We start from the raw sequence: 27000 nt of genomic DNA, 5'->3' as shown, positions 1-27000 counted from the left end.
TTGAGGACGCGCCATGTTTGGCTTAGAGGCATTGGAGTTAGCCCGGATCCAGTTTGCTTTCACCATCTCGTTTCACATTATATTTCCTGCAATCACCATCGGTTTGGCCAGCTACTTGGCTGTTCTCGAAGGCTTGTGGCTGAAAACTGGCAAAAGTGTGTACATGGATTTGTATCACTTCTGGTCGAAAATCTTTGCCGTTAACTTTGGTATGGGCGTGGTTTCAGGTCTGGTTATGGCTTACCAGTTTGGTACTAACTGGAGCGCGTTCTCAGACTTTGCCGGTGCCGTCACTGGCCCCTTGCTGACTTACGAAGTGCTCACTGCGTTCTTCCTCGAGGCGGGTTTTCTCGGGGTCATGCTCTTTGGCTTGAACCGCGTCGGCCCAGGCTTGCACTTTTTCTCTACCTTGATGGTTGCTATCGGTACGCTGATCTCGACATTCTGGATCCTCGCGTCCAATAGCTGGATGCAGACGCCACAGGGTTTCGAAATTGTTGATGGCCGGGTTATCCCGGTCGATTGGTTCGCGGTGGTGTTCAACCCCTCGTTCCCTTATCGCCTCCTGCACATGGCAACTGCCGCGTTCTTGGCTACTGCATTCTTTGTCGGGGCATCTGCTGCCTGGCACTTGCTGCGTGGTCGTGACACGCCTGCGATTCGCAAAATGCTGTCGATGGCGATGTGGATGGCCTTGATTGTGGCGCCGATTCAGGCGGTCATTGGTGACTTTCATGGCCTCAATACCCTGAAACATCAGCCGGCAAAAATCGCGGCCATTGAAGGCCACTGGGAAAATACGCCAGGTGAAGCCACGCCATTGATTCTCTTTGGTTGGCCGGATATGGAGCGTGAAGAGACGCGCTTCAAGGTCGAGATTCCCAAACTCGGCAGCCTGATCCTGACCCACAGTCTCGATAAACAAGTGCCTGCGCTTAAAGAATTCCCCAAGGAAGACCGTCCTAACTCGACCGTGGTCTTCTGGAGTTTCCGGGTCATGGTCGGCCTCGGTTTGCTGATGATTTTGACAGGGGCTTGGGCGTTGTTGCTCCGACCGCGGGGCAAGCTGTATGAAAACCGCGCTTTCCTGAACCTGGCGCTGTGGATGGGGCCTTCAGGCATTGTCGCGATTCTAGCGGGTTGGTTTACCACTGAGATTGGTCGGCAGCCTTGGGTGGTATACGGCTTGATGCGTACCTCGGATGCTGTTTCAAATCATACCGTGATGCAGATGAGCGTGACCTTGGTACTTTTTGTCGTGGTCTATTTTGCCCTGTTCGGTGCAGGGTTTGGTTACATGATGCGTCTGGTGCGCAAAGGGCCTGTGCCTGTAGAAGGCACCAACCATCAGGAAGGTGGCCCAGGCCAGCAACGCACCCCGGCTCGTCCGCTGTCTGCTGCGCCGGATGATAACGAAGACACTCAGACTGAAAGGAGCTGAACATGGTCGGCATAGATCTCTCGCATATCTGGGCTGTGATCATCGCCTTTGGTGTGATGATGTACGTGGTCATGGATGGATTCGATCTGGGCATCGGCATCCTGTTCCCATTCGTTAAGGATGACAGCGAACGTGACCTGATGATGAACTCGGTGGCGCCGGTTTGGGATGGCAATGAAACCTGGCTGGTATTGGGTGGCGCGGCCTTGTTTGGTGCTTTCCCTCTGGCTTATGCCGTGGTGCTTGAGGCGCTTTACCTGCCGCTGATCTTTATGTTGCTCGGCTTGATCTTCCGTGGCGTGGCCTTTGAGTTCCGCTTCAAAGCCAAGGCCCATAAAAGGCATATCTGGGATAAAGCGTTTATTGGTGGCTCAATTACCGCGACCTTCTTTCAGGGCGTCACGCTTGGCGCTTATATCGATGGTATCGAAGTGGTTGGCCGATCTTATGCCGGCGGTCCACTGGATTGGCTCAAGCCTTTTGCGCTGTTCTGTGGTCTGGCGTTGGTGGCCGCCTATGCCTTGCTGGGTTGCACCTGGCTGATCATGAAAACCGAGGGGCGCCTGCAAGAACAAATGCATGACTTGGGCAAGCCGCTGATTCTGGTGGTCCTGGCCGTTACCGGTATCGTCAGCTTGTGGACGCCTTTGGCCCACCCCGAAATTGCCGAGCGCTGGTTCAGCCTGCCTAATCTGTTCTGGCTGTCGCCGGTGCCGATTCTGGTTCTGCTCTGTACCTGGGCGTTGTGGCGAGCCGTGCAAAAGCGTCAGCATTACGCACCGTTTTTGTTGACCCTTGGCCTGATCTTCCTGGGCTACAGCGGTTTGGGCTTGAGTCTGTGGCCAAACATCATTCCACCCAGCGTGACCATCTGGGACGCGGCATCGCCGCCGCAAAGCCAGGCGTTTATTCTGGTTGGGGCGCTGTTTATCATCCCGTTTATCCTGATGTATACCGCATGGAGCTACTACGTCTTCCGCGGCAAGATCACCCATGAACATGGCTACCATTAAGGAGCGCAGCATGACCGGCACCCAGCAGAAGAAACCCTTGTATCAGCGCATAGGCTGGCTGGTGGCGATCTGGGCGGGCAGCGTGGCGGCTCTGGGCGTTGTGTCATTGTTGCTGCGCTGGTTTATGAGCGCAGCAGGGATGACCAGCTAGGAATATCAGCACCGGCAACGGTGGCCTCGTAGGCTGTGGCAAGGCGAATATCCGAGAGCGTAATGGTGGATGAAAAGAGCGTCATTCACCCTACGGAGCGTCACATGTTAGGGCGCCAACGGGGCCGTTGTAGGGTGCGTCAACGCGAAGCTTGGCCACCATTATCCGTGCAGATATACCCGAATATTCGAGACCGCAATGGTGGCCGAAAAAGGCATCGACCGCCCTACAGGAGCTTCGACAAGAATTGCTCTAAACGTGGGTGCTTGGCGCTGCTGAAGATGTTGTCCGGTGTATCGCTCACCAACAGCTCTCCGTCCTCCATAAACAGCACGCGGTCCGCTACTTCGCGGGCAAACCCCATTTCGTGGGTGACCACCACCATGGTCATGCCTTCATGGGCCAGACTTTTCATCACATCCAGCACTTCGCCGACCATTTCCGGGTCGAGCGCTGATGTAGGTTCATCAAACAACATCACATCGGGGTTCATTGCCAGTGCGCGGGCAATGGCGACACGCTGTTGCTGCCCGCCAGAGAGCTGCGCCGGATAAACATTCAGCTTGTCAGCCAGACCCACCCGCTTCAGCAGCTTTTCGGCGTCTTGCTCGGCCTGCTTAGGCTCACGTTTGGCGACCTTGATCGGGGCCAGCATGACATTGCCTTTAACCGTTTTATGCGGAAACAGGTTGAACGACTGAAACACCATGCCGACGCGCTCACGCAGCTTGTTGATGTTGGTGCCGGGGGCATACATATTGATGCCGTCGATGATGATCTGACCGTCGTTGATCTGCTCAAGCTGGTTGAGTGCTCGCAGAAAGGTCGACTTGCCTGAGCCCGAAGGCCCAATGATTACCACCACTTCGCCGCGGGCAATGGTCGCGCTGACGTTCTTGAGCGCATGGCAGCCATTGGCGTAGATCTTGTTGACTTGGGTGGCAATGATCATGTCATTGCCGGTGTAGGCTTCAGTCACTGGCGGCTAACCTCTTTTCAATGCGACGAACAATCCACGACAGTATCGTCGTTAGAATCAGGTAAAGGCCGGCAACGGTGATCCACACTTCAAACGTCGCAAAACTGCCGCTGATGGCTTCGCGTCCAGCTTTGGTCAGGTCGGTAATGGCGATCACCGAGACCAGTGAAGAATCCTTGATCAGGTTGATCAACTGGCCAGCCATCGGCGGCAGGGTGCGCTTGAACGCTTGCGGCAAAATAACGTGAGTCATGGCCTTGGGATAAGACATGCCCAGCGAGCGCGCAGCTTCCATTTGCCCGGGGGAAATCGACTGGATACCCGAGCGCACAATTTCGGCAATATAGGCGCCGGTAAAGATTGATAGCGCCATCACCCCAGCCGAGAAACGGTCGAGGTTGAGCATGGTGCCGACGAAAAAGTACATGATGAATATCTGTACCAGCAGCGGTGTGCCGCGAATCAGGCCGATATAGGCAAACGCCAGATTCTGACAGGCGGGATTGTGGGATATTCGCATCAAGCCAGCGGCCAGACCGAGCAAGGTGGCGAAAAACAGTGAGATCACTGAAATTTTCAGCGTTACCCATAAGCCGTTGAGCAGTGGACCGGCGCGCCATTCCACCGTGCGGGCAATCACATCACCTTCGAATATCAGGTCGCCCTGGCTGGCAACCGCTTGGTCGTATTCCTTGAAAACTTGCGTTTTGCCGCCGTCGTCCAGGGTGAGGGTGATTGCATCCTGAGTCACGTCAGTGATGGTGCCATTACCGCTGGCGCGTAGATCGAGCGGGGCGGTGTTGACGATGTAAGGCAGCACACGTGCCCATTGCCAGCTGTAGTTGATCTGCTTCGAGGCCATGTACAGCGTGCCCATTAGGCCCGCAATTATAAGTACGGATAAGCCGTGCCAAAGCCAGCGTCGGGGACTGGTCAACAAAGTGACCTCCTGAAAATTTAGGTTTTGCGGTAACGCGCGGGGCATGTGGAAATCAGGCCAGAGGGTCAGTCTGGCCTGATGGTGTTACTGAACCTGGTTGAGCCAGGTGTCGCTTTCAAACCACTTCGAGTAGAGACGATCGTAGGTGCCTTCACCCTTGATCTGACGCAGGAAGTTATTCAGCAGGTTGAGCATTTCCGGGTCGCCCTGGGCAACAGCCCAGCCCAGTGGCTCGAAGGTGAATGGCTTGTTCAGGTGAACGACTTTGTCTTTATTCTGGGCGAAGTAGATCGCGTTGAACGGCAAGTCGTAGATGAAGGCATCAGCCTTGCCATTGGTGACTTCAAGCACCGCATCCGACTGGGTTTCGAACACGTTGATCTTGGCTTTGCTGAGCAGACGCTTGACCGCTTGCTCACCGGTGGTACCGAGTTTGGTGGTGATGGTGTACTGCGGATCGTTAAGGTCTTTGTAGTCGTTGATTTTACCCTTGAGTTTAGGGTTCAACAGAATGCTCTGGCCGATTACGATGTAGGGATCAGCAAAGTTCACCCGCATATTGCGCTGGGTGTTGATGGTCATGCCGCCGTTGATCATGTGGCACTTGCCGGTCAACAGGGTTGGAATGATGCCGTCCCAAGCGGTATTGACCGGAACGTATTTAACCCCCATCTGCTTGGCGAGCAATTTGCCCATGTCGATATCGAAGCCGATAAATTCGCCGTTTTTGCTTTTCATTTCGAACGGCATGTAGCCCGCGTCGAAACAGATTTTAAGCTCCCCTGACTTAACAATGTCGTCAAGAACTGGACCCGCTTGAGCTGTGATTGAAGCACCTAGCAGGCTGGCGGTAATCGCCAAGCCGGTGAAAAATTTTCTCATGTGAGAGTCCTTATTCTTCTGAGCGCATTATTGCGTTCTTATTAGTTGGCATCTGCCTTTTGTAAAGGCGCCTTTGTTATAACAGGTTAAGCCTTGAATGAAAAAGACCTAGGTCAACCGCAGGTCGCTCAGAGAGAAATCCGTCGTTATCAGTTACTTAATGGCCTTGAGAATGACAAATTTCGGGTTCGACGCCACTTGTTCGACGCCACGAAACAGGCGCTTGAGCTTTTGGTGGTAGCCCAGATGGCGGTTGCCGACGATCCACAGTTCGCCACCCGTTACCAGCGCGTTATGGGCTTGCTGAAACATCCGCCAGGCAAGAAAATCGCCCACCACTTGCTGTTGATGAAAGGGCGGGTTGCACAGCACCAGATCCAATGTCTCTGCCGGTTGGTCGGCCAGGCCATCGCCGGCGCGGATATCCGCAGCGCGCTCCCCCAGTGCTGCGTGCCAATTTTCCCGAGCTGATTGCACCGCCATATACGACTCATCAACCAGCGTCATCTGCGCTTCTGGATTGCTCAACGCATAGGCAATCGCCAGCACGCCGTTGCCGCAACCCAAATCAGCCACGCGCAGCGGACTTTGCGCTTTAGGCAGGTGCGGCAAGAATGCGCGGGTGCCGATGTCGAGTCCTTCGCGACAGAATACGTTGGCGTGGTTGATCAAGTTGAGTGGCGGCTTTTCCACGGTGTAGCGACTGGGGTAGGGCGAGACTGGTTGCGGTTTTTGCTCTGGGGTCGCCAGCAACAGACGCGCTTTTTTGACCGCCAATGAGGCCTGAACCGGGCCGATGTATTTTTCCAGCAGATCACCGGCCGCACGCGGCAAATGTTTGACCATACCCGCCGCCACAACCTGAGCGCCGGGTGCTAACTGGTCGTGTAGGCGAATCAACTGCTCCTCGAGTAGCGCGAGGGTCTTGGGGATGCGGATCAACACGCGGTCAAACGGCCCTTGTGGGGCCTGTTCAGCGGGCATGAAGGTGACAGTGTCTGCGGCCAACTGATTACGCAGCAGATTGATGTGCAGCGCCATATGCCCCAGATGTGAGTCTGAGCTGCTGATAATCTGCGGGCGATTGTCCGGGATGGCTGCGAGGGAGCAGGCAAGCGCGCCAAAGCTGTCATTGAGGATCAACACGCGAAGTGCTGCGTCAACACCTTGTTCGGCGAACTGGGTTAGCAGGTATTCGTCTGCGGCATCAAACGCCTGCAGGGTTTCATGGGACTGCTCTGGCTGGCGGATCAACGCAAGCTCGGCAAAAGGCGTAACAAATATAGGCATATAAGCTGCTGGTTTTTATCAACGAAAAAGTGCGCGACACTGCAGGCAGATGGGCCGGGCGGTTAGAAGGCTATAGCTTAGCTGTTTTACGCCAGTCACCGTGCAGCAATAGTGCATGGGCAACGCCCGGGCCCAACCACCAATGCACGTGGGAGCTTTATGAGCGCTAGTGATGACAAATTCACCCGGCAAACCCTTAGCCATGTAGAGGTTTGGTCGCCGACGTTATTCAGTTTGCGCTGTTCGCGTGATCCTGGGTTTAGGTTTACCGCCGGGCAATTCGCGCGCTTAGGCGTCACCAAGGCGGATGGCACAGTTGTCTGGCGGGCATACTCCATGGTTTCTGCGCCGCACGATGACTATCTTGAGTTTTTTTCAATCGTGGTGCCGGACGGTGAGTTCACCTCCGAACTGAGTCGGTTGTCCGCTGGCGATACCTTGCTGGTGGATAAGCAAGCCTTTGGCTTTCTTACCTTGGATCGATTTATTGATGGCCGTGATCTATGGCTGATCGGCAGCGGTACAGGCTTGGCGCCATTTCTGTCGATCCTGCAAGGCCTTGAGGTCTGGCAGCGCTTTGAGCGAATTATTCTGGTCTATAGCGCACGCACGGCGCAGGAGCTGGCGTATCAGCAACTGATTGAACAGCTCAGCACCTTGGAACATTTGGCTGAGCATGCCCACAAGCTGGTTTATGTGCCTGTAGTCACCCGTGAGTCGCTTGCCGGCTGCCTTAATCAACGTATTACAGCGTTGCTTGAGAACGGCGAGCTAGAGAGAGCTGCAGGTGTGGCGATGGATGCTGAACACTCGCGGGTGATGCTTTGCGGCAACCCGCAGATGATTGATGATCTGCGCCAGCTTTTGAAAAAGCGCGATATGCAATTGAGTCTGACCCGCAGGCCCGGCCAAGTCGCTGTGGAAAATTATTGGTAGATGGCGTGAGTAGTGATTTTGGTAGGGTGTGTCAACGCGAAGCTTGGCCACCGAGGCTCAATTGATAATCAAATGTGCCTGCGGAAGTGGTGGCCGAAAAAGGCGTCGACCACCCTTCGGGAGCGGTAGCAAATACGCGTCGACCCGTTGTCAGACCTTATCTTTCAGCAGGTCGCGGATTTCAGTCAGCAGCACTTGTTCTTTGGTTGGCGCCGCTGGCACTGTCGGGGCGATTTCTTCCTTGCGCTTGAGGCTATTCATGACCTTGATGGCCATAAAGATAGCGAAGGCCACAATCAGGAAATCCACCAGCGTCTGGATGAACTTGCCGTAGTTCATGGTCACGGCTGGGATATCGCCCTGCGCCGCCTTGAGGACCACAACGAGGTCGCTGAAATCGACACCGCCGATCATTACACCCAATACCGGCATGATCAGGTCGCCCACGAAGGATGCAACAATCTTACCGAACGCCGCGCCGATGATGATACCGACAGCCATGTCGACCACATTGCCTTTAACGGCAAAAGCTTTGAATTCACTGATAATGCTCATGTTTCCAATCCCTGCGATCTATGGTTGTAGGTTTATTTTAAACACTCAATTGCATTTAGCCACAAGATCGTCCGTGCTTCGTCAAAAATGTGGCTGCCCGATTTTTTTGGAGCGTCAGTGCTAAAAAAATTGACGCCTTCGCCTTTGGGTGTGAGCAAGCAGAGCCTGCAGGCTCGACTAGGCTGAAGGTAAACACACTAAGAAGAGGGCGCAAACATGCCGTTGGAACATCACTCCCTAAAACATGAGTTTCCTCAACACGCCGCGCAGTTCATTGCCTTGGCCCAGACGAATAAGCGCTTTGCCCGGCTCGTCGAAGAATATGAAGCCCTGGATAAGCGTATCTATGAGATCGAAGACGGCCACGACTCGATGGACGATTTGAACTTGCAAGGCTTGAAGATGCAGCGCGTCTCGCTTAAAGATGACATTTCCGACTTGCTCAGCAGCAAGGGCGATTAGGCTCCAAGCGCGGGTTCAGCGCGACCTTGCGGATCAACAATTGGCAGCGTTGTACAGTGTCGCCGCTTCCTCAGGACAGGCTATGATGGACGCTTTGCTCTGAGGAAGTCTGCTGATGGCTAAGGCCAAACGACTGTATGGCTGCACCGAATGCGGTGCCACATTTCCCAAGTGGGCCGGTCAGTGTGGTGAGTGCGGCGCTTGGAATACCCTAGTCGAAACCATGCTTGAGGCGAATGCGCCCGCTCCCAGCGGGCGCAGCGGTTGGGCCGGTCAGCAGGCACCGTTAAAGACCTTGGCCGAAGTCAGCGTTGAAGAGATGCCGCGCTTCTCGACTGCATCTGGCGAGCTCGACCGGGTGTTGGGTGGTGGCTTGGTTGACGGCTCTGTGGTGCTGATTGGTGGCGATCCTGGCATCGGCAAGTCGACCATCTTATTGCAAACCCTGTGCAACATCGCCACGCGCTTTCCGGCCCTGTATGTGACCGGTGAAGAATCCCAGCAGCAAGTGGCTATGCGCGCACGACGCCTGGGTTTGCCGGAAGACAAACTCAAGGTCATGACTGAAACCTGTATCGAAAACATCATTGCCACGGCGCGGCAGGAAAAGCCCAAAGTCATGGTGATCGATTCGATCCAAACCATTTTTACCGAGCAGTTGCAGTCCGCGCCTGGTGGCGTGGCGCAGGTCCGCGAAAGTGCTGCTTTGCTGGTGCGCTTTGCCAAACAGAGTGGCACGGCAATTTTCTTGGTTGGTCATGTTACTAAAGAGGGCGCATTGGCAGGCCCGCGCGTACTCGAGCACATGGTTGATACCGTGCTGTATTTCGAGGGCGAGTCAGACGGACGCTTGCGGCTGCTGCGGGCAGTGAAGAACCGCTTTGGTGCGATCAATGAACTGGGTGTGTTTGGCATGACGGATAAAGGTCTGAAAGAGGTGACCAATCCTTCAGCCATCTTCCTCACCCGGGCGCAGGAAGAAGTACCGGGTAGCGTGGTCATGGCAACCTGGGAAGGCACGCGGCCGATGCTGGTTGAGGTGCAAGCGCTGGTTGATACCAGCCACTTGGGCAACCCGCGGCGGGTCACGCTGGGTCTGGATCAAAACCGCTTGGCCATGCTACTGGCTGTATTGCATCGCCATGGCGGTATCCCTACTTATGATCAGGACGTTTTTCTTAACGTCGTTGGCGGGGTCAAGGTACTGGAAACAGCCTCAGATTTGGCGCTCATGGCGGCGGTTATTTCAAGCCTGCGTAATCGGCCACTGGCCAATGATTTGCTGGTGTTTGGTGAAGTCGGCTTGTCGGGTGAGATTCGGCCGGTGCCCAGTGGTCAGGAACGTTTGAAAGAGGCTGCCAAACACGGTTTCAAGCGTGCCATTGTGCCCAAGGGCAACGCCCCAAAAGAGTCGCCGCCAGGGCTCGAAGTGATTGCAGTCACGCGACTTGAACAAGCACTGGATGCTTTATTTGATTAACCGCATCTTGTTGTCTGCGCGCTTCAGGGTTCCTCTCCCAGCGCGCTGAGTTCGCGTTCAAGCAGTGATTCATCGCCCAGATTAAGCTCGACCAGGCGGCGCAGGTGGCTTATCGATTCGAGGTCGATGTGCTCGCAGGCAAAACCCAGTAAGCCTGCATCATCGCGCGTCTGGGTGACCTCCATGCGCACCTTGGCGACATCGCTGAGGCTGATCTGCACATCAAACAGCTGCTGTGGATCTGCCTGCCAGTCTGCGGGGCGTTCAACCATCAAGCCTTTAAGCGAGACATCATGCAGTATTACCTCCCAGCGCTGGGTGCCCTGGGATATTTCGGTGGGTGCGTCAAAGGCAATTCGCTGAAAGCGTCTACGCTCCGAGTTTGTATCACTCATAATCGACTCCTGATTGGCGTTCTCACACTATAGCCAAGCCAGGCGGGGGAAGATGTTTGTTTCGTGAGAAAAATATTTTGAGCTTTGTTTTTCGAGCAAACCCCTTAAAACATTGGGCGAAACGTCAACGGCTGTTTGCAGTTTCGGCGCTGGACGACGCGGCATATTTGACAGTTTTGCAAGTTTCACCAAAGCTGCTAGTGCAGCTTTATAATTATATTTTGGTGGAGCACAAGAAAAATGGAAAAGCGATTGCTGAGCAAAGGCTTGATTTTCGGTTTGTTGACTGTTGCCAGCGTTGGGGCTTACGCCGAAGCGCCAGGCGGCCCGGCATGCGGTTGGGGTAACATGCTTTTTGATGGTCAACGTGGCCTCGCACCACACTTTCTGGCCAGTACAACCAACGGTACTTCAGGTAATGCCACCTTTGGTATGACCTCCGGTACGAACGGCTGTAGCACCAGCGGCAAGCTCACCTATGGTGGGCGCTCAATGCTGGCCATGAACGGCATGCTCGACTCGATTGCAGAAGATATGGCCCAAGGTCAGGGTGAGGCACTTGATGCCTACGCTGTACTGCTCGGCATTCCGGCAAGTGACCGCGCGCAGTTTGCCAAGGTCACGCACGAGAACTTCAACACGATCTTCTCTTCTGCAGACGTCACCAGCGAGCAAGTTCTGGCTTCCACCATGGATGTCATGAGTCGCGATAGCAAACTGGCTGTCTACGCTAAAACACCGGCGTAACCAATACCGGCCACAAAAAAGCCCGCCAATTTGGCGGGCTTTTTCGTTAAGCAGTTTACGACGGGTTACGCACCATAGACCGGGAAGCGCGCGCACAGGGCTTTGACCTGTTCACGGACACTGCTCTCAACCGCGTCATCGCCAATGTTGGCGAGGATTTCACAGATCCAGCCAGCCAGCTGACGGCACTCATCTTCCTTGAAGCCACGAGTGGTCACCGCAGGTGTGCCGATACGCAGACCTGAAGTAACGAAAGGTGAGCGTGGGTCGTTTGGCACCGAGTTTTTGTTGACGGTGATAAACGCACGGCCCAGTGCAGCATCGGCTTCTTTGCCGGTGATGTCTTGCTTGATCAGGCTCAGCAGGAACAAGTGGTTCTCAGTCCCGCCAGACACCACGTCATAGCCGTTTTCCATAAACACGCTGGCCATGGTCTGGGCGTTTTTGATGACTTGCTGTTGGTAAGTCTTGAACTCAGGCAGCAAGGCTTCTTTGAAGCAAACGGCCTTGGCTGCAATGACGTGCTCCAGTGGGCCACCTTGGCCGCCCGGGAATACCGCTGAGTTGAATTTCTTTTCCAGCTCTTCGTTCTTGCGCGCCAGAATCAAGCCGCCACGTGGACCGCGCAGGGTTTTGTGGGTCGTGGTAGTGACAACGTCAGCGAATGGCACTGGGTTCGGGTATACGCCGGCGGCAACCAGGCCAGCTACGTGGGCCATGTCGACAAACAGGTAAGCACCGACTTTGTCAGCGATTGCGCGGAAACGTGGGAAGTCGAGAATCTGCGAGTAGGCAGAGAAACCGGCGATGATCATTTTGGGCTTGTGTTCAACGGCCAGGCGTTCCACTTCATCGTAATCGATCAGGCCGTCGTCGTTGATGCCGTACTGCACAGCATTGTAGATCTTGCCCGAGAAGCTGACGCTGGCGCCGTGAGTCAGGTGACCACCGTGGGCCAGGCTCATGCCCAGGACGGTGTCGCCAGCATTGAGCAAGGCCATGTAGACTGCGCTGTTTGCTTGCGAGCCGGAGTGCGGCTGGACGTTGGCATAGTCAGCACCGAACAGCTCTTTGGCGCGGTCAATGGCGACCTGCTCAACGATATCAACGTATTCGCAGCCGCCGTAGTAGCGCTTGCCCGGATAGCCTTCAGCATACTTGTTGGTCAGCACCGAGCCTTGGGCTTCCATCACCGCTGGGCTGGTGTAGTTTTCCGAGGCGATCAGTTCGATGTGTTCTTCCTGGCGTTGGGCTTCTTGCTCCATCGCGGCAAACAATTCGGCGTCAAAACGGGCAAGATTCAAATCACGGCTGAACATGGCAATCCCCTGAGAAAACAGCTGGGCTGAAGAAATAGGGTGCGGATTCTACCCCATACTGCACGAGTGCGGGTATGAATGGCGGTCATGTGCCTGACAAGTGGGGCTCATGTCAGCTCAGCATAAACAGGGCTGCGCCACTGAACTGGGCCCTTAGTTGGTGAGCGGGCATTGGTTTGCCGAGCAGGAAACCCTGGATTTCGTCGCAGTTGTACTGGCGTAAGAAATCAAGTTGGGCTTGGGTTTCAACGCCCTCGGCAATCACCGCCAGATTCAAACTGTGGGCCATGGCGATGATGGCTCTGGCTATCTGCGCATCTTGCTCACCTTGAGGCAAGCCATCGACGAAGCTGCGGTCAATTTTCAGCACATCGATTGGGAATTGCTTGAGGTAGTTGAGGGACGAGTAACCGGTGCCAAAGTCGTCAATCGCAATGCTTAAGCCAAGACGTTTGAGACTTGTCAGGGTGCGCAGGGCATTTGCCACATCATTCATCAGGATGCTTTCGGTGAGTTCGAGCTCAAGGCATCCTGCATCGATTCCCGTCTCATTGAGAATTCGGGTGATGCGTTTGTCGAGTTCGCCGTCGGCGAACTGGCGCGCTGACAGGTTGACCGAAATTTTCGGGATGCGCATATCGTCATCTTGCCATGCTCTGAGCTGACGACAGGCTTGGGCAATAACCCAGTCACCCACATCGACCACCAGGCCAAGCTCTTCCAGCACTGGAATAAACTCAACCGGCGAGACCAAGCCACGTTTAGGGTGCTGCCAGCGCAGCAGGGCCTCAACGCCGGTCAGACGTTGACCGTTGCAGGCGAACTGCGGTTGGTAGAACAACACCAGTTCACCTTGCTCAAGCGCATGGCGCAGGTCGCTTTCCAGTTCAATGCGCTCTAGCGCTCTGGCATTCATATCGCTCTGGTAGAACTGGAAATTGTTCTTGCCACGTTCCTTGGCGTGGTACATCGCCGTGTCGGCGTTTTTCATCAGTTGACTGAGTTCTTTGCCGTCTTGCGGACTCAGGGCGATGCCGATGCTGGCCGTTACGAAGAACTCACGGCCTTCGAGCACAAATGCCTGAGCCAGACTGGCAAGGATCTGCTCGGCAACGTGGATTGCCCGGTTCAATGCATTGTTGCGGCTGGGGTGCGATTTCAGCAGCAGGGTGAACTCATCGCCGCCCATGCGCGCGACGGTGTCGTCGTCATTCACGCAGGCCGCCAGACGGGTTGCAACGTCTTTGAGCATGCGGTCGCCAGCCGCGTGGCCAAGGGAGTCGTTGATCGGTTTGAAACGGTCAAGGTCAAGGAACATCAATACCACCCACTCACCTTGACGCTCGGCTTGGTGCAATGAGGTGTGCAGGCGATCTTGAAACAAGGTCCGATTCGGCAACAGGGTAAGCGGGTCGTAGTAAGCCAGGCGGTGGATGCGTTGTTCGCTGGCTTTACGTTCACTGATGTCGCTGAAGAAGCAGACGTAGCTGACCAGGTCGCCTTCATCATCCTGTACGGCGGTAATGCCTACCCACGCCGGGAAGTTTTCCCCGTCGCGACGTTTCAGCCACACTTCGCCCTCCCAGCTGCCGCGCTGATTGAGCTGCGCGAGAATGAAGTTCAGTTGATTGGCCTGTTGCCGGTCAGCGGTTAATCGGCTTGGCAGCTGGTCAATCACTTGCTCTGAGCTATAGCCCGTGACGTGGCTGAATGCTTCGTTGGTTTGCACGATATAGCCAGCGGGATCTGTTACCAGAATGGCGGCTGTTGAGTGTTCGAAGACCGTTGCTGCCATGCGCAGCTCGTTCTCTATGCGGCGATGCTGGGTGATGTCGCGCGCCACACCATGAAGGCCTTTGAATCGATTGTTCTCGTCCCACATGGCGACTAGTCGCAGCTCCATCGGGACTTTGCGCTCATCGCTGCGCAAACAGTCAAACATAAACAGACGTGGCTGAAGTTTGTCCGTCAATTCAGTCATGCGCAGTGGATCGCCCAGGGCGGCGCGCAATTCATCGACGATTTCTTGCAGCTCCTTCAACTGCGCAGGCTTGGCGGCGAGGCTGAACAAGCCCCGGGCTTTTGCCTCCTCAGGCTCATACCCTAGCAGGGTCTTGATCGATGGGCTGATGTAGTCAACTTGCAGGGTGTTATCCGTTGAATAAATGACATCTGAAGTGCTTTCCGCCAGCAGTCGATAGCGCTGCTCACTGTCGCGCAGCGATTCACTGTGCTCAATTTGTTCGGAAATATCTTTGGCCACGCCAATCAGCCGATCAACATGACCGGCAGCATTGCGCGATAGGGCCTGCTCGCGGATGCTGAACCAAAGCCAGTTGCCATTGCGGTGGCGCCAGCGCAACTGGGACTCCAGCAGTATGCCGTTGCCAACAACGTGCTGCAGGCTGCGGACTCGCTGATAGTAGTCAGCATCGTCCGGGTGCAGCAGGCGCTCCCAGAACTGCTCGCCAAAGGCTTTAAGTTCTTCACTGCTGTAGCCGAGCTGCAAGCCCAGATGGTGATTGCTGAAAAGCACCGACTTATTGCTCAAATCGTGTACGTAAAGCGTGTCAGGGACGGCCTGCACCACGCTAGACCAGAAACGCTCGCGTTCAATCAATGACAGCTCGGTATGCTTGCGGCTGGTGATGTCGGTAATGCTCAGGGTGACCGAGTTCAGGTCGTCATTGTCCTCGGGCAGGTTTATCTGCAACCACAGGTGACGTTCCCGATCATCCGCCGTGAGCAGGCTGACCTCTTGATCAAACTGGGTTTTGCCAGTCAGTAGGGCGCCCAGCAATTCGCCGCGATAGTCGTTGAGGTTCAACTCCCCGTGATTGAACAGCAGCTCCCACGCCTCGCGTGGCGAATTGACCTTCAGCAGGCGTAGGGCGACGTGGTTGGTTTCGCTAACGCGCATCAATTGCGGTAGTTGCTTAAGTTGTTCGGGGTTCTCCAGCAGCCATTGGCTGAGCTGCGCAGGTGAGGTTACTTGTTGGTCATGGAGGTACTGCGCCAGTGCAGAAAGGTCGAGTACACAGAGCGCGGTGCCGGTGCCGTCGAAGATGTCCTGATAGCGGCGACGAGCATTGAGCAATACGTGAGTGGCGTGCTGTTCATCGGTGACGTCACGCAGTACCCAGGCGTAACCGTTGCTGTGTTCGCCGTCGCTGAGATTGCTGCGGTTGATGTCGAATAGGCGCTTGCTGCCTTTGACGTCAATCTCAAGGGGTTCCGGGCTGACTTCATTGCTGAACGCGCTGCCCTGCAGCAATAGTGGGTCCAATTGCGGCAGCACTTCAAAAATGTGTCGGCCGCGGGCCTTATCACCTAGCCCAAACAGGCTTTCAGCTTGCGGGTTTAAATACTCGATATAGCCTTGGCTATCGGTCACCAATACCCGCTCTTCAATGGCGCCAAGGGCACTGGCTGCCTGGCGCAAAGAACGCTTGGACTCGGCGTTTGCCCGGTGCAGCTGGCTCTGGTCGAGTAGTAGCCGATACAGCGCGACCAGCGTCAGGATCGAGCACAGAATAAACAACAGAAACTTACCGGCAAGAGTCGGCAGTTGCTGAGCCCGGACCAAATCTTCGTTGAACAGGGCGCGCAATTGCCAGTCGCTATTGTCGATGGCCAGGGTCTGGATAGTTTGTGCCAAGTCAGTTGCGGTTACCGGTGGGAACAGCCTTTTGGTGGTCTCGGCCTTACTGTGTGGGCCCACAATGGCGCGCTGGGTGAGCCGGTCTTCCAGCAACCACTGGTAAGCATTGAGCGGCTGATCATGTAGCCAACTGGCGATGGCATTGCTGCTGAAACGCAGGAGCCAATAACCGCTGCGCTCACTCAATAACAGGTAAAAACGCCCGTTCGGTTCCGCGGTGAACGCATAATGGTATGGCGCCCCAGGATTGCGGCTGACCAAGCTCGCAATAAATCGCGCATCTGTTGCGCTCGCTGCGCTATCGGCACTGATCGCACCGTCAGCAGACAGTCGGGCAATGCTTTCGATGGCCGGATAAATACCGGCCAGGGTCTCGACCAGGCTCTGCGCGTTTTCGGGGGCGTCGTTGCGCAGGTTTTTTGCGCGCAATAAGGCTTGAGCGGACTGCGCCTTGATCGACAAATTCATGCTCAGGGTGTTGGCCAACTGGCTGCTGAATACCAGGCCCATTTGCCGTTGAGTCTGCTGCAGGTTGCGCGACTCGAGCATCAACTGCCATAGCAGCAACGCCAACATCACCAATACCAAAACCACCAGGCTACGCTTAAGCGAGCTACGCATAGGCGTGGCTTGAGGCTCAGGCGAGTGGGGCGGCGTCTTTGATGGGGCGGTAGATGGCACTTGTTTTTGGACCTTGCAACTGCAGATGGTGCTGGATGTTACGAGTGTTTGTACGTAGCAAACAGTTTATTCGCGTGCGCGGCACGCAAGAATGCCACAATTGTGGCAAAGTGCCAGCCCGTTCGGCGAGTGTAATTTGCCCTACAGCCCGCATTCCGGTAGCTTTGCCACTCACGCGCGAGCAAATCATGCTCGAAGAACCTGTAAACAGATTCTCTGTGTAACGGTTTAAGCCAGCTAGAATAGCTTGAAGCCTTTATTTGCTTAGGTAAATTGGCATCCACAGCTATTTGCAAGGTATTTAAAGCCGGTCGTCGGAATCGTTATGCGTTCTCAATACTCACGGAGCCAGTAGTCGCAGCGAGCCTATCGCAGTGCTCTGCCCGTAAGGCGACATGCCCGTGTCCCAGTTTCTAGTCTAAGTATCAAGGTTATCCATGGCCCAATACGTCTATACCATGCATCGGCTGAGCAAAGTTGTGCCGCCGAAGCGGGAAATTCTCAAAAATATTTCGCTGTCGTTCTTTCCAGGCGCCAAAATCGGCGTGCTCGGCCTCAATGGTTCGGGTAAGTCCACGCTGCTGAAAATCATGGCAGGCGTTGATACCGAGTTTGACGGCGAAGCGCGCCCAATGCCTGAGTTGAATGTGGGTTACCTGCCGCAGGAACCTGTGTTGGACCCAAGCAAAACCGTTCGAGAAGTGGTTGAAGAGGCCGTTAGCGTCATCAAGAATGCGCAAGCGCGCCTGGATGAAGTCTATGCCGCCTATGCTGAACCCGATGCCGACTTCGACAAGTTGGCAGCCGAACAAGCCAAACTTGAAGCCATCCTGCAAACCTCCGACGGTCACAATCTTGAGCGTCAGCTTGAAGTCGCCGCCGATGCGCTGCGTCTGCCAGCCTGGGATGCCAAGGTTGAGCACCTGTCCGGTGGTGAGAAGCGCCGTGTAGCCCTGTGCCGCTTGTTGCTGTCTGCACCTGACATGCTGCTGCTTGATGAACCAACCAACCACCTTGATGCCGATTCGGTGGCGTGGCTTGAGCACTTCCTGCACGACTTCCCGGGTACCGTGGTTGCGATTACCCACGACCGTTATTTCCTGGACAATGTCGCCGGTTGGATTCTCGAACTCGACCGTGGCGCGGGTATTCCGTACGAAGGCAACTATTCGGGTTGGCTTGAAGCCAAGTCGGACCGTTTGGCCCAGGAGTCCAAGCAGCAGTCGGCCCACGAAAAAGCCATGAAGGACGAGCTGGAGTGGGTGCGCAAAGGCGCTAAAGCCCGTCAGTCGAAATCCAAGGCACGTTTGCAGCGTTTCGAAGAAATGCAGTCGCAAGAATTTCAGAAGCGCAGCGAAACCAACGAGATCTACATCCCGGCGGGCTCGCGTCTGGGCGACAAAGTGATCGACTTCGTTAACGTCAGCAAAGGCTACGGCGACCGCGCCTTGATCGACAACCTGTCGTTCAGCATGCCCAAAGGCGCCATCGTCGGTGTGATCGGTGGTAACGGTGCCGGTAAGTCGACTCTGTTCCGTATGTTGATGGGCAAAGAGCAGCCAGATTCAGGCAGCATCGAAATTGGCGAGACCGTGCAGATGGCCTGTGTTGACCAGAGCCGCGAAGACCTGGATGGCAGCAAGACTGTGTGGGAAGCCGTGTCCAATGGCTCCGACATGATCAAGATTGGCAATTATGAAGTGCCGTCGCGTACCTATGTCGGTCGCTTCAACTTCAAAGGCGGTGATCAGCAGAAGTTCGTTAAAGACCTTTCCGGTGGTGAGCGTGGCCGGCTGCATTTGGCCCTGACCTTGAAAGAGGGCGCTAATGTCTTGCTGCTCGATGAGCCATCAAACGACCTCGACGTAGAAACCCTGCGTTCTTTGGAAGAAGCATTGCTCGATTTCCCTGGCGCCGCCATTGTGATCTCGCACGATCGCTGGTTCCTTGACCGCGTGGCCACACATATTCTGGCGTACGAAGACGACTCGCACATTGAGTTCTTCGAAGGTAACTACACTGAATATGAAGCTGATCGTAAGAAGCGCCTTGGCGAAGCAGCTGCTCAGCCGCATCGTGTGCGTCACAAGAAGCTCGCGCAGTAAGACTTTACTGGCGTGAATTAAAAACCGGTCGCGGCTCAGCGACCGGTTTTTTTATGCGCGAATAATAGTGGCCAAGCTTCGCGTTGACGCACCCTGCAACGGCCACCATTTTTTCCTTGCGTGCCCGCACGCAAGACAAATTACAGGTCGAGTTAATAGTCTGCGCTCAACTTCAATTGTGAGCGGAGCATCGCCGTGAGTAACTGGCGCAACATCAGTCTGTGGATGGACCAACTGGAAGACCCCTTGCGTGCCCGCCCGGCGCTGGGTGAGGACATTCAAGCGGATGTCGCCATCATTGGTGCCGGTTACACCGGACTGTGGACCGCCTATTACCTCAAGCGCCAAGCGCCGCAACTTGAGATCGTGATTGTCGAGGCCGAGACCGCAGGTTTTGGCGCCTCGGGTCGTAATGGTGGTTGGCTGATTGGTGATTTGCTCGGCAGTGATCGGCTGCTTGCCGGGCTCTCGCTTGAGGCGCGTCAGGCCTCACGTTCCTTGCTGCACGGCATACCGGATGAAGTCGCTGAGGTGTTAGCGCGCGAATCGATCAACTGTGATTACCGCAAGGGCGGCGTGCTGTATTGCGCCGCGCGTTATCCCGAGCAGGAGGTTGCCCTGCGTGCGCAACTGCAGAGCGCTCGAGCGCAAGGCATGGGCGAAGAGGATTACCGCTGGCTGACCCCCTCTGAATTGGCCGGACAGTTGCGTATTGCTAATCCGTACGGCGCTTTGTTCAGCCCCCACTGCGCGACTATTCAACCGGCGCGCCTAGCCCGGGGCTTGGCTGAGTGTGTCGAGCGCATGGGTGTGAAGATCTTCGAGCAGAGCCGCGTTACCCACTGGGACAAGGGGCGGTTAAGCACGGCACAAGGCTCGGTAAAGGCGGACTGGTTGGTGCCGGCGGTTGAAGGTTATGCCGGTTCACTACCGCCACTGGGTCGTTATCAGTTGCCGGTGCAAAGTTTGATTGTCGCTACCGAGCCGCTTACTGCCGATACCTGGGCGCAAATCGGCTTGGAGCGCGGCCAGGCATTTAGCGAGAACAGTAAGCAGGTCACCTATGGGCAGCGCAGCGCAGATGATCGCCTGGTATTTGGTGCCCGCGGCGGTTATCAGTTTGGGGGACGTCTTCGCAGCGATTTCAACCTGAACGGGAATGAACTCGCGCTGCGCCGGTATCTGTTTGGTGAGTTGTTCCCGCAGTTGCGTAATGTGCGTTTGAGCCATTCGTGGGGCGGAAATCTCGGCGTAGCCCGACGTTTTCATCCGCATATGTTGATCGACCGCAAGGCCGGTATTGCCCTGTCGGGCGGCTACGGCGGCGAAGGTGTCGGCGCCAGCAACCTTGGCGGTCGGACGTTGGCCGCGCTGATTCTCGGTCAAGACAACCTGTTGACTCAGCAACCTTGGGTGCTCGGTGATACACCGCTGCGCAGCTTGTCCTGCTGGGAGCCTGAACCCTGCCGCTGGCTCGGCTACAACGCCATTATCAAAAGCTTTACCCACGAAGACAAAGTGCTAGCCAACCCGGCAACTGCGCCTTGGCGTCGTCAGCTTGCCCAGCATTTGGCTGGTTTTATGGAAGGACTGATGCGCTGAGCGCGTTGGCCATCGGCAGAACAATTTAAACCAGGAGCACAACAATGAGCATCACTCAATTTAAACAGACCGCCACCCTGCAACTGGATGAATCCAACCCCGTTGCGGTGCCACTTGGCGAACCCATAGCGATTGCTTCAACGCACAGTGTTGAGCGCGCAGACGGCGTTGAAACCGGTGTTTGGGAGTGCAGCCCAGGGCGCTGGCGGCGGCAGATTGAGCAGCAGGAGTTTTGTCATTTTATCGCCGGGCGCGCCACCTTCACCCCGGACGGCGGCGAACCTGTGCTGATCGAAGCAGGTGATGCAATTTTGCTTCCGGCCAATTCAATGGGCATCTGGGACATCCAGGAAACCTTGCGCAAAAGCTATGTGCTGATTTTTTAACAGACTGATAACAACAAAAACCAGAGGTAAAAGCGTCATGCTCAAGAAACTCATCCCCATGCTGTTGCTGGCTTCAACCTGTCAGGCTACCGAGGCTGTGCGTATCTACAATTGGTCTGAGTACATAGCTCCCGACACCATGACAAGCTTCCAAAAGGCCACGGGCATTGGCAATCACTATGACGTCTATGACAGCAACGAGACCCTGGAAGCAATGCCGCTGAAGATTGACCGCCTGCGTACGCGGATTTGGAGCAAGGTCAAAAGTGGAATCTAGCGGCAAACAGACACAAAAAATCCCGGGCGCTCCGGGATTTTTTTGTGCTCGGATAAAACGCTGGTATGCCGCCTAGGCGCTTACCAGTTCGCGCTCTGCTTGCGCGGCCTCAACCCCCATAAACTGCTTGATGCGTTCGCCGGCATTGTCTTTGCGGATGTCGCAAGGGCTTGCATCGGCCTGGATCACGCCGTTTTCCATGAGAATCACCCGGTCAGAGATCGACAAGGCAAACTCCATCTCGTGGGTAACGATGACCATGGTCATGCCTTCGCTTGCCAGATCACGGATAACCTTGAGCACTTCGCCGACCAGTTCCGGATCAAGGGCAGAGGTCGGTTCGTCGAAGAGCATGATGTCCGGGTTCATGGCCAGCGCGCGGGCAATGGCTACGCGCTGCTGCTGGCCGCCAGACAGTTGATGGGGGTACTTGTGCGCGTGCGCCAGCAAGCCAACTTTATCGAGCAAGGCATAGGCCTGCGCTTCGGCTTCGCTGCGGTCGACCTTGCCGTGAAAGCGTGGGGCCATGGTGATGTTGTCAACAATGGTGCGGTGCGGGAACAGGTTGAAGTTCTGAAACACCATGCCGATGTGCTGCACGCCTTTGCGCATGCGCAGGTTGTTGGGGTGGTCCTTGGCGGTGATAAAGTCGTGGCCGAACAAAACTATCTCGCCCTGATCGATGGATTCAAGGCCGTTGATGGTGCGGATCAGCGAGGTCTTGCCTGAACCGGATGGGCCAATGATTGAAATCACTTCACCGCTGGCAATGTTGAGGTCGATGCCTTTTAGCACTTCATGCTGGCCATAGCTTTTGTGGATTTTTTTGAGTTGCAGTGCTGGCGCTGCTCCTGGACCTTGTTGGGCGCGGGATTTATTGCTGACGGTACTGACCACGCTGCGCAGTTTTTCCAGCGCCTGATCGCTCAAGGTTTGCGGTGTGCGCAGATTAAGGTCGAGCTTGCGCTCCAGGTACTGCAATAAAAAGCCAAATACGGTGACGATCATGACGTAATACACCGCCACCGCCGACAGAGTTTCCATGACCAGGAAATTTTGTGCATACAGGCGCTGGCCGACCATCAGCAGCTCAGTCAGGGAGATGACCGAGACCAGTGAGGTCAGCTTAACCACGGTGATGTATTCATTGATCAGGGTTGGCAGAGAGATGCGAAACGCCTGTGGAATCACAATCAACCGTTGAATGCTCACGCCGCCAATCGCCAGGGCGCGTCCCGCTTCTTTTTGACCTTTGGCCACAGAAATCAGGCCGCCACGATGGATCTCGGCCATGTAGGCCGCTTCGGTCAGCACCAGGGCAAAGAGCCCAGCTAGAAACGGGTTAGACAGTACGCTGCCTGTCGCGGGGATCAACTGCGGCAGGTTGTATACGAAAACCACCAGCACCAGTAACGGTACGCTGCGAAAAAACCAGATGTAGATGCCCACGGGAATGCGCAGATACGCTTTGGTCGAGAGTTTGGCTGAGGCCAGAAAGAAACCGAGCACCATGCCAATCAGCCACGCGAGGGTGCTGAGTTCGATCACGGTGATGCAGGCTTTCCAGAAGCTCGTCATTGAGAATAACGAGAAAAAATACGACCAATCATATTGCATGGGTATCTCCATTGGCCCTGAACTCAGGCCCAGGGCCATATGCGGCCAGCGCTACAACCGCTGGCCAGAACTCAGTTGGCGGCCGGTGCTTCTAGGCTGTATTTCTCAAGCATGGCGGTGTATTCGCCGTTGGCTTTGGTCGCTTCCAGGGCTTTGGCGAGAGCATCGAGCAGGGCCTGATTATCTTTTTGTACATAGATACCCAGGGTTTGCTTGTAGATCAGCCCCGGGCTGCTGATTTCTACGCGCTGCTTGGAGCGCTCAGCGATTTGCTTGGCAGCGCCGGCGATTTCAATCTGGGCCTGAATGTGGCCAGAGAGCATGGCTTGGGTGGCTTCCGGTGCAGAAGGATATTCGCTGACGGCAATCGGCTCTTTGCCATTGGTTGTGCAGTAGCTCTCGGAGAGCTCTTGCAGCTGTTTGACCCAGTTGGTGCCTTGTTGCAGGCCAACTTTCATGCCGCACAGATCTTGTTCGGTTTTGGGTTGAGCCTCGCTGCCGGCCTTGACCATGATCGATGCGCCGGTTTGTGCGTAGGGAATCGCCATCGCCTGCTTCGTGCGCTCTGCAGTGATGTACATGCCCGAGATAACCGCATCGTAATGTTTGGCGTTAAGCCCAAGGATCAAGCCGGAGAATTTGGTATTGACGTAGGCGACCTCAAGATTGAGTTGTTTGGCCAGTGCGGCTGATAGGTCAGGGTCGGAGCCGACAACTTTGTCGCCGTCATAGGATTCGAAGGGCGGGTAGGTGATATCCATGCCGACCTTGAATTGGCCCGGCGTGGTGGTGGTTACGTCCGCGTGGCACAGACCAGATGCAACCAGTGCGGCGGTCAGACCCGTCAAGCGTAGGGTGTTGGCTAATTTCATGGTGTGCTCCCAGTTGTTATTAATTAAGTGCGTGTCAGAGGGGCGCAGCTTAAGAAGGCTGCGTCTGGTTTTTTAAATGGCCAAAACTTGAAGGTTTGCGCGCCTGATCCGGCAGGCTTAACGTGCCGTCAGCCACGCGCTGGCGTAGATATTGATAGGTTTGCAAAGCTTGGGCCCACATGTGCTCGCCAATGGCGATCGGCTGATAAGACTGATCAGCGCTGGCGAATTGCGGCAGCGGGCGGATTTGGGTGTGGAAATCGCAGGCGTAAAACAGGGGGAACGAATAACGCTCCTCGCGCACTGTACGAACTCGGTGCGCCGTGGCAACAAATGCACCAGCAGTCATCACTTCGAGCATGTCGCCAATGTTGACCACAAAAGCGTCGTCAACCGGTGGTGCGTCAATCCACTCACCTAACTCGTTCATCACCTCAAGGCCGGGTTTGTCGGCCAGGAGAATGGTGAAGCACTCATAATCGGTATGCGCCCCAATGCCTGGGGCGTCTTGGGCTTCGCCGTCGAACGGGTAGTGAATCAGGCGCAGTTTGGATGGCGGACGTGTGACGAGGGCATCGAAGTAGTTTTCTTCAAGGCCCAAAGCAAGGGCAAAGCCTTGGAACAGCACACGGCCCAGAGCGAATACATCACGGTAGTAGTTTTCCACCGAGGTCTGAAAGCCTGCCAGCTGTGGCCAGTGATTCGGCCCAAGCAGCGGTGTGCCTGCGGTGAAGAGCGGGTCGTCACGGGGAACCTCAAAGCCGATATCAAAGGCTTCCTTGTGGTCAGGCTTTCCTTGCGAGTAGACCTCCTCGCCTTCGGGCACGTAGCCTTTATGGCTTTCTGAAACGCCGATGTAATGGCCCATCTTGGTGTCCATCGGCTGGGCAAAATAATCGCGTGCAGCCCGTCTCAAGCCGTCGATGCGCTCGGCGCAGATGCCGTGGTTACGGATATACAAAAAACCGACTTCACGTGCTGCCTTGCCTAATTCTTGAGCCACTCGCAGGCGTTGGTCGATATCAGTGCTGAACAGCCCGGCGATATCGACAACCGGAATCGAGGTAAAGGCATCACGGGGTTTGGCTTGGGTTTCAGGTGAGTGCATTGGGCGCTCCGGCTCAGGCAAATATACGGTTGAAGTGCTGGCGTTCGGTGTCGCCAATCCAGCGGTTGAGTGACCACAGATCAGCCACTGGCACATTGGTAAAAGGCAAATGATGCAAATAACCGTCCGGGCCAAACTCAGGGGTCATGGTGCTGACCTGATAACCACGGGCTTGCTGCGATTGCCAAATGGCTTCCCAGTGCGATTGATGAAACGCCAGTGCAGCAGCGTATTCAGGTGCGGCTGGGTGCGGCACTTGCGGGCCTTGGTCGTAACCGACGCGTGCCTGTATGTGATGCACGCGCTGAACAAAGGCGCTGAGGTCGTCGGCTGGGTCATCGAGCAGGCGCTCGCAGGTCACCACCCAGTGGCTGATGTCACTGGTGAAGCGCATCTCTGGCAATTGCCGGATCACATCAAGGGTGACCCATGGATTAAACAGGGAGCGGGCGCGGTGTGTCTCGAAGCTGCAGAGCAGGCCATTACGTCTGGCGACGTCCATCGCACCACCGAAGAAGTCGACCTGTTGCGCCAGCGACCAGCGATCATTGCCGGCCAATACATTGACGAAGCGTGGCTGCAATTCGCTGGCTAAATCCAGCTTGCGCGCCAAGTCTTCGAGGTGCATGGCCGGTGTCGCTGATTGATCGGGTAGCACATCGTAAGCGGTGAATACGATGCAGATATACGCCAGTTGCTCGGCGCTGAGAAAACCGGCGAAGGCCTTGCGCTCGGTGGCATCCAGCGGCAAACGCGCTTCCATGCCATCAAAGCCAGCGGCTTTTAGCTCAGCATAGGCCTGAGCTTTGCTACCGGGATAACCCCATAGGGTGCGAAACAGTTCGAGCTGCATAGATTAAGTCCCCGAATGAGCGGGTCTCTGCCGAGCGCAAGCCTTAGGCTTGGTGATCAGCAGGTACGGGCCTTAGCGCAGGTGGATGCCAGCGTGGTCAAGGAAACTTAAAGGCGTAGATGAAGCACTGTAATGAGGGTACATAACGGGTCCTTTGAAACGCGTGGCAACGGGCACCGTTAGGCATGCCTGCGCCGTTTTTTATAGTGTTGCTACGCGAACGCAGCATTTGGCAGTCAAAGGTTTTCATCTGGCCAGCCTCTACAGGGCTAGTCCGCTGCATCCCGGAGGGGGGGCAGATTTGTCTCGATTATGGGGAGCGATTGCTGCGCGAAAGAATAGCGTTTGCCAAATAATTAGTTTTGATTTCTCTAAACTAATAAAAGCCACGGCGGCGCTATTCAGTTGCCGTTGTTTAAGCCGTTCGAAACCTAAGGCGAACCTCTGTTACGGTGTTTTTAGGCGATGTCAGCGTTAGCTCGTGTGATGTTTTAGGCGTGCTACCAGCAGCTGGCCAGGTGTTTGCGCGTTAAGCCTGATGGTTTGCTTGGCATCTGCTTCATCCAGCAACAACCCTTGCCCTGGGGCTAATGCATAGGGTTCGCCAAGCGGCATCTGGCAGGTTAGCGGGCCGCCAGAGTGGCAATAGAGCATCAATACCGTTGTTTGTTCTGCGGCGTCCAAGCGCTGATTGGCAGCGATATCCAGCACCGCCAAGTGATGCGTCCAGTCCGCGCGGCGGCTGATTACATTGAAGTCAGTCACTTCGCCATCTATCAGCTCGGCATACACCGTTGCCTCACCTTGAAACGCCCAAGGCTGAGAGCTGGGTGTCAGCGCCCGCGGGGCCGAGCCTTGGGTGTGCAGCGTTAAGCCTGCGCCACTCAATATGACCAGGCTGCGATCCAGCCCGCCAAAACTGGAAAAGCTGCCATTACTGCCAACCTTGGCGCTGCTGATACGCCAGGCAAAATCTTCAAGGGTCGCGCCTGGCGGTGCGATGGCCAGTTCGGCAGTGCTGCCCGAGCCGTTTTTCCACGGCATCTGCTTGGCGCTGGCGAGGTCGATTCCGCGGATGCTCATTAAAGCCAATCCTTTTAATGTATATACAAATAAGTTGACGATCGACTAGTTAGAAAATTTTATTCTGAGGGCTAATCGTTCTGGCCACTTAAGGAATAAGCAGCAGCGCTGAACAGTGATTCAACACTGTTTATAAGGCAGTATCAAGGGGTTTTGGCCGAATGA

Annotated in this window: 23 protein-coding genes and 1 pseudogene; 11 read left to right on the top strand and 13 right to left on the bottom strand. The window is 55.5% G+C overall.

Translation table 11 applies throughout. The annotated features are described in order from the left end of the window. The first annotated feature begins 13 nt into the window (after positions 1 to 13). The 3 genes from AACY09_RS06290 to AACY09_RS06280 are packed head-to-tail and all read left to right on the top strand — an operon-like array spanning position 14 to position 2605. Positions 14 to 1441 (top strand): cytochrome ubiquinol oxidase subunit I, encoded by a 1428-nt coding sequence (locus tag AACY09_RS06290; RefSeq protein WP_339486683.1) that lies wholly within the window; start codon positions 14 to 16, stop codon positions 1439 to 1441. A gap of 2 nt (positions 1442 to 1443) precedes the next feature. After that, positions 1444 to 2454, top strand: a complete 1011-nt coding sequence (gene cydB, locus AACY09_RS06285; protein ID WP_339486682.1) for a cytochrome d ubiquinol oxidase subunit II — start codon at positions 1444 to 1446, stop codon at positions 2452 to 2454. A gap of 10 nt (positions 2455 to 2464) precedes the next feature. Next, complete coding sequence (locus tag AACY09_RS06280) at positions 2465 to 2605, top strand: DUF2474 domain-containing protein (RefSeq protein ID WP_339486681.1); 141 nt, start codon at positions 2465 to 2467, stop codon at positions 2603 to 2605. Positions 2606 to 2831: 226 nt separating this feature from the next. Here AACY09_RS06280 and AACY09_RS06275 read toward each other — a convergent pair whose 3' ends face one another. The 4 genes from AACY09_RS06275 to AACY09_RS06260 all read right to left on the bottom strand — a co-directional run bounded on the left by AACY09_RS06275 (position 2832) and on the right by AACY09_RS06260 (position 6696). Next, entirely contained in the window at positions 2832 to 3557 is a 726-nt protein-coding gene (locus AACY09_RS06275; protein WP_339487089.1) for an amino acid ABC transporter ATP-binding protein, read from the bottom strand. Positions 3558 to 3576: 19 nt separating this feature from the next. Next, complete coding sequence (locus AACY09_RS06270; protein WP_445323773.1) at positions 3577 to 4524, bottom strand: amino acid ABC transporter permease; 948 nt, start codon at positions 4522 to 4524, stop codon at positions 3577 to 3579. Between the two features lie 84 nt (positions 4525 to 4608). Next, positions 4609 to 5406 carry a transporter substrate-binding domain-containing protein gene (locus tag AACY09_RS06265; RefSeq protein ID WP_339486679.1) on the bottom strand — a complete coding sequence of 266 codons (798 nt, stop codon included), beginning with the start codon at positions 5404 to 5406 and terminating at the stop codon, positions 4609 to 4611. Between the two features lie 153 nt (positions 5407 to 5559). Further along, complete coding sequence (locus tag AACY09_RS06260; RefSeq protein ID WP_339486678.1) at positions 5560 to 6696, bottom strand: class I SAM-dependent methyltransferase; 1137 nt, start codon at positions 6694 to 6696, stop codon at positions 5560 to 5562. Between the two features lie 159 nt (positions 6697 to 6855). Between AACY09_RS06260 and AACY09_RS06255 the strand changes: the two genes are divergently transcribed. After that, positions 6856 to 7632 carry a ferredoxin--NADP reductase gene (locus AACY09_RS06255; protein ID WP_339486676.1) on the top strand — a complete coding sequence of 259 codons (777 nt, stop codon included), beginning with the start codon at positions 6856 to 6858 and terminating at the stop codon, positions 7630 to 7632. Between the two features lie 150 nt (positions 7633 to 7782). Here the strand turns inward: AACY09_RS06255 and mscL are convergent, their stop codons facing one another. Further along, positions 7783 to 8187 (bottom strand): large-conductance mechanosensitive channel protein MscL, encoded by a 405-nt coding sequence (gene mscL / locus AACY09_RS06250; RefSeq protein ID WP_339486675.1) that lies wholly within the window; start codon positions 8185 to 8187, stop codon positions 7783 to 7785. Positions 8188 to 8403: 216 nt separating this feature from the next. On the opposite strand from mscL, the gene AACY09_RS06245 reads away from it, so the two are divergent. Beyond that, positions 8404 to 8649, top strand: a complete 246-nt coding sequence (locus AACY09_RS06245; protein ID WP_339486674.1) for a YdcH family protein — start codon at positions 8404 to 8406, stop codon at positions 8647 to 8649. A gap of 115 nt (positions 8650 to 8764) precedes the next feature. Next, entirely contained in the window at positions 8765 to 10129 is a 1365-nt protein-coding gene (gene radA / locus AACY09_RS06240) for a DNA repair protein RadA (RefSeq protein ID WP_339486673.1), read from the top strand. A 23-nt stretch (positions 10130 to 10152) separates the two neighbouring features. Here radA and AACY09_RS06235 read toward each other — a convergent pair whose 3' ends face one another. Beyond that, positions 10153 to 10524 (bottom strand): PilZ domain-containing protein, encoded by a 372-nt coding sequence (locus tag AACY09_RS06235; RefSeq protein WP_339486672.1) that lies wholly within the window; start codon positions 10522 to 10524, stop codon positions 10153 to 10155. A 240-nt stretch (positions 10525 to 10764) separates the two neighbouring features. Here AACY09_RS06235 and AACY09_RS06230 point away from each other — a divergent pair, with 240 nt between their 5' ends. Next, the gene (locus AACY09_RS06230) at positions 10765 to 11271 is read left to right on the top strand and encodes a DUF3015 domain-containing protein (RefSeq protein WP_339486671.1); all 507 of its coding nucleotides are present in this window, start codon (positions 10765 to 10767) and stop codon (positions 11269 to 11271) included. 65 nt (positions 11272 to 11336) lie between these two features. On the opposite strand, the gene glyA is transcribed toward AACY09_RS06230, so the two are convergent. Together glyA and AACY09_RS06220 are read right to left on the bottom strand one after the other, a co-directional pair. After that, entirely contained in the window at positions 11337 to 12590 is a 1254-nt protein-coding gene (gene glyA, locus AACY09_RS06225) for a serine hydroxymethyltransferase (RefSeq protein ID WP_339486670.1), read from the bottom strand. A 112-nt stretch (positions 12591 to 12702) separates the two neighbouring features. Beyond that, entirely contained in the window at positions 12703 to 16872 is a 4170-nt protein-coding gene (locus tag AACY09_RS06220; protein WP_339486669.1) for an EAL domain-containing protein, read from the bottom strand. 497 nt (positions 16873 to 17369) lie between these two features. Between AACY09_RS06220 and ettA the strand changes: the two genes are divergently transcribed. The 4 genes and pseudogenes from ettA to AACY09_RS06200 all read left to right on the top strand — a co-directional run. Beyond that, positions 17370 to 19037 carry an energy-dependent translational throttle protein EttA gene (gene ettA, locus AACY09_RS06215; protein ID WP_339486668.1) on the top strand — a complete coding sequence of 556 codons (1668 nt, stop codon included), beginning with the start codon at positions 17370 to 17372 and terminating at the stop codon, positions 19035 to 19037. 195 nt (positions 19038 to 19232) lie between these two features. After that, the gene (locus tag AACY09_RS06210) at positions 19233 to 20639 is read left to right on the top strand and encodes an NAD(P)/FAD-dependent oxidoreductase (protein ID WP_339486667.1); all 1407 of its coding nucleotides are present in this window, start codon (positions 19233 to 19235) and stop codon (positions 20637 to 20639) included. A 44-nt stretch (positions 20640 to 20683) separates the two neighbouring features. Continuing rightward, a complete protein-coding gene (locus tag AACY09_RS06205) occupies positions 20684 to 21025 on the top strand; it encodes a cupin domain-containing protein (RefSeq protein WP_339486666.1) in 342 nt (113 codons plus the stop codon). Positions 21026 to 21062: 37 nt separating this feature from the next. After that, a pseudogene (locus AACY09_RS06200) lies at positions 21063 to 21236 on the top strand (spermidine/putrescine ABC transporter substrate-binding protein PotF); the annotation flags it as partial. A gap of 138 nt (positions 21237 to 21374) precedes the next feature. On the opposite strand, the gene AACY09_RS06195 reads toward AACY09_RS06200, so the two are convergent. The 5 genes from AACY09_RS06195 to AACY09_RS06175 form a co-directional block, all read right to left on the bottom strand. Next, the gene (locus AACY09_RS06195) at positions 21375 to 22919 is read right to left on the bottom strand and encodes an amino acid ABC transporter permease/ATP-binding protein (RefSeq protein WP_339486665.1); all 1545 of its coding nucleotides are present in this window, start codon (positions 22917 to 22919) and stop codon (positions 21375 to 21377) included. 71 nt (positions 22920 to 22990) lie between these two features. After that, complete coding sequence (locus AACY09_RS06190) at positions 22991 to 23791, bottom strand: transporter substrate-binding domain-containing protein (protein ID WP_339486664.1); 801 nt, start codon at positions 23789 to 23791, stop codon at positions 22991 to 22993. A 49-nt stretch (positions 23792 to 23840) separates the two neighbouring features. Beyond that, entirely contained in the window at positions 23841 to 24899 is a 1059-nt protein-coding gene (locus AACY09_RS06185; protein WP_339486663.1) for an isopenicillin N synthase family dioxygenase, read from the bottom strand. Positions 24900 to 24912: 13 nt separating this feature from the next. Continuing rightward, positions 24913 to 25752, bottom strand: coding sequence for a sugar phosphate isomerase/epimerase family protein (locus AACY09_RS06180; protein ID WP_339486662.1), 840 nt, complete (start codon positions 25750 to 25752; stop codon positions 24913 to 24915). 474 nt (positions 25753 to 26226) lie between these two features. After that, a complete protein-coding gene (locus tag AACY09_RS06175) occupies positions 26227 to 26835 on the bottom strand; it encodes a HutD/Ves family protein (protein ID WP_339486661.1) in 609 nt (202 codons plus the stop codon). Between the last annotated feature and the right edge of the window lie 165 nt (positions 26836 to 27000).

The sequence above is a fragment of the Pseudomonas sp. EL_65y_Pfl2_R95 genome (assembly GCF_963971045.1).
In the GTDB taxonomy this organism is placed as follows: Bacteria; Pseudomonadota; Gammaproteobacteria; order Pseudomonadales; family Pseudomonadaceae; genus Aquipseudomonas.
This window is presented reverse-complemented; position numbering and strand designations above follow the sequence as displayed.

Excerpts from the sequence above, each read along its gene's own strand:
- AACY09_RS06185 (WP_339486663.1), bottom strand. The coding sequence starts at position 24,899 with ATGCACTCACCTGAAACCCAAGCCAAACCCCGTGATGCCTTTACCTCG.
- AACY09_RS06220 (WP_339486669.1), bottom strand. The coding sequence starts at position 16,872 with ATGCGTAGCTCGCTTAAGCGTAGCCTGGTGGTTTTGGTATTGGTGATG.
- AACY09_RS06265 (WP_339486679.1), bottom strand. The coding sequence starts at position 5,406 with ATGAGAAAATTTTTCACCGGCTTGGCGATTACCGCCAGCCTGCTAGGT.
- mscL (WP_339486675.1), bottom strand. The coding sequence starts at position 8,187 with ATGAGCATTATCAGTGAATTCAAAGCTTTTGCCGTTAAAGGCAATGTG.
- AACY09_RS06275 (WP_339487089.1), bottom strand. The coding sequence starts at position 3,557 with ATGATCATTGCCACCCAAGTCAACAAGATCTACGCCAATGGCTGCCAT.
- radA (WP_339486673.1), top strand. The coding sequence starts at position 8,765 with ATGGCTAAGGCCAAACGACTGTATGGCTGCACCGAATGCGGTGCCACA.
- AACY09_RS06235 (WP_339486672.1), bottom strand. The coding sequence starts at position 10,524 with ATGAGTGATACAAACTCGGAGCGTAGACGCTTTCAGCGAATTGCCTTT.
- AACY09_RS06175 (WP_339486661.1), bottom strand. The coding sequence starts at position 26,835 with ATGAGCATCCGCGGAATCGACCTCGCCAGCGCCAAGCAGATGCCGTGG.
- AACY09_RS06260 (WP_339486678.1), bottom strand. The coding sequence starts at position 6,696 with ATGCCTATATTTGTTACGCCTTTTGCCGAGCTTGCGTTGATCCGCCAG.
- AACY09_RS06205 (WP_339486666.1), top strand. The coding sequence starts at position 20,684 with ATGAGCATCACTCAATTTAAACAGACCGCCACCCTGCAACTGGATGAA.
- AACY09_RS06290 (WP_339486683.1), top strand. The coding sequence starts at position 14 with ATGTTTGGCTTAGAGGCATTGGAGTTAGCCCGGATCCAGTTTGCTTTC.
- AACY09_RS06230 (WP_339486671.1), top strand. The coding sequence starts at position 10,765 with ATGGAAAAGCGATTGCTGAGCAAAGGCTTGATTTTCGGTTTGTTGACT.
- glyA (WP_339486670.1), bottom strand. The coding sequence starts at position 12,590 with ATGTTCAGCCGTGATTTGAATCTTGCCCGTTTTGACGCCGAATTGTTT.
- AACY09_RS06245 (WP_339486674.1), top strand. The coding sequence starts at position 8,404 with ATGCCGTTGGAACATCACTCCCTAAAACATGAGTTTCCTCAACACGCC.
- cydB (WP_339486682.1), top strand. The coding sequence starts at position 1,444 with ATGGTCGGCATAGATCTCTCGCATATCTGGGCTGTGATCATCGCCTTT.
- ettA (WP_339486668.1), top strand. The coding sequence starts at position 17,370 with ATGGCCCAATACGTCTATACCATGCATCGGCTGAGCAAAGTTGTGCCG.
- AACY09_RS06180 (WP_339486662.1), bottom strand. The coding sequence starts at position 25,752 with ATGCAGCTCGAACTGTTTCGCACCCTATGGGGTTATCCCGGTAGCAAA.
- AACY09_RS06195 (WP_339486665.1), bottom strand. The coding sequence starts at position 22,919 with ATGCAATATGATTGGTCGTATTTTTTCTCGTTATTCTCAATGACGAGC.
- AACY09_RS06190 (WP_339486664.1), bottom strand. The coding sequence starts at position 23,791 with ATGAAATTAGCCAACACCCTACGCTTGACGGGTCTGACCGCCGCACTG.
- AACY09_RS06280 (WP_339486681.1), top strand. The coding sequence starts at position 2,465 with ATGACCGGCACCCAGCAGAAGAAACCCTTGTATCAGCGCATAGGCTGG.
- AACY09_RS06255 (WP_339486676.1), top strand. The coding sequence starts at position 6,856 with ATGAGCGCTAGTGATGACAAATTCACCCGGCAAACCCTTAGCCATGTA.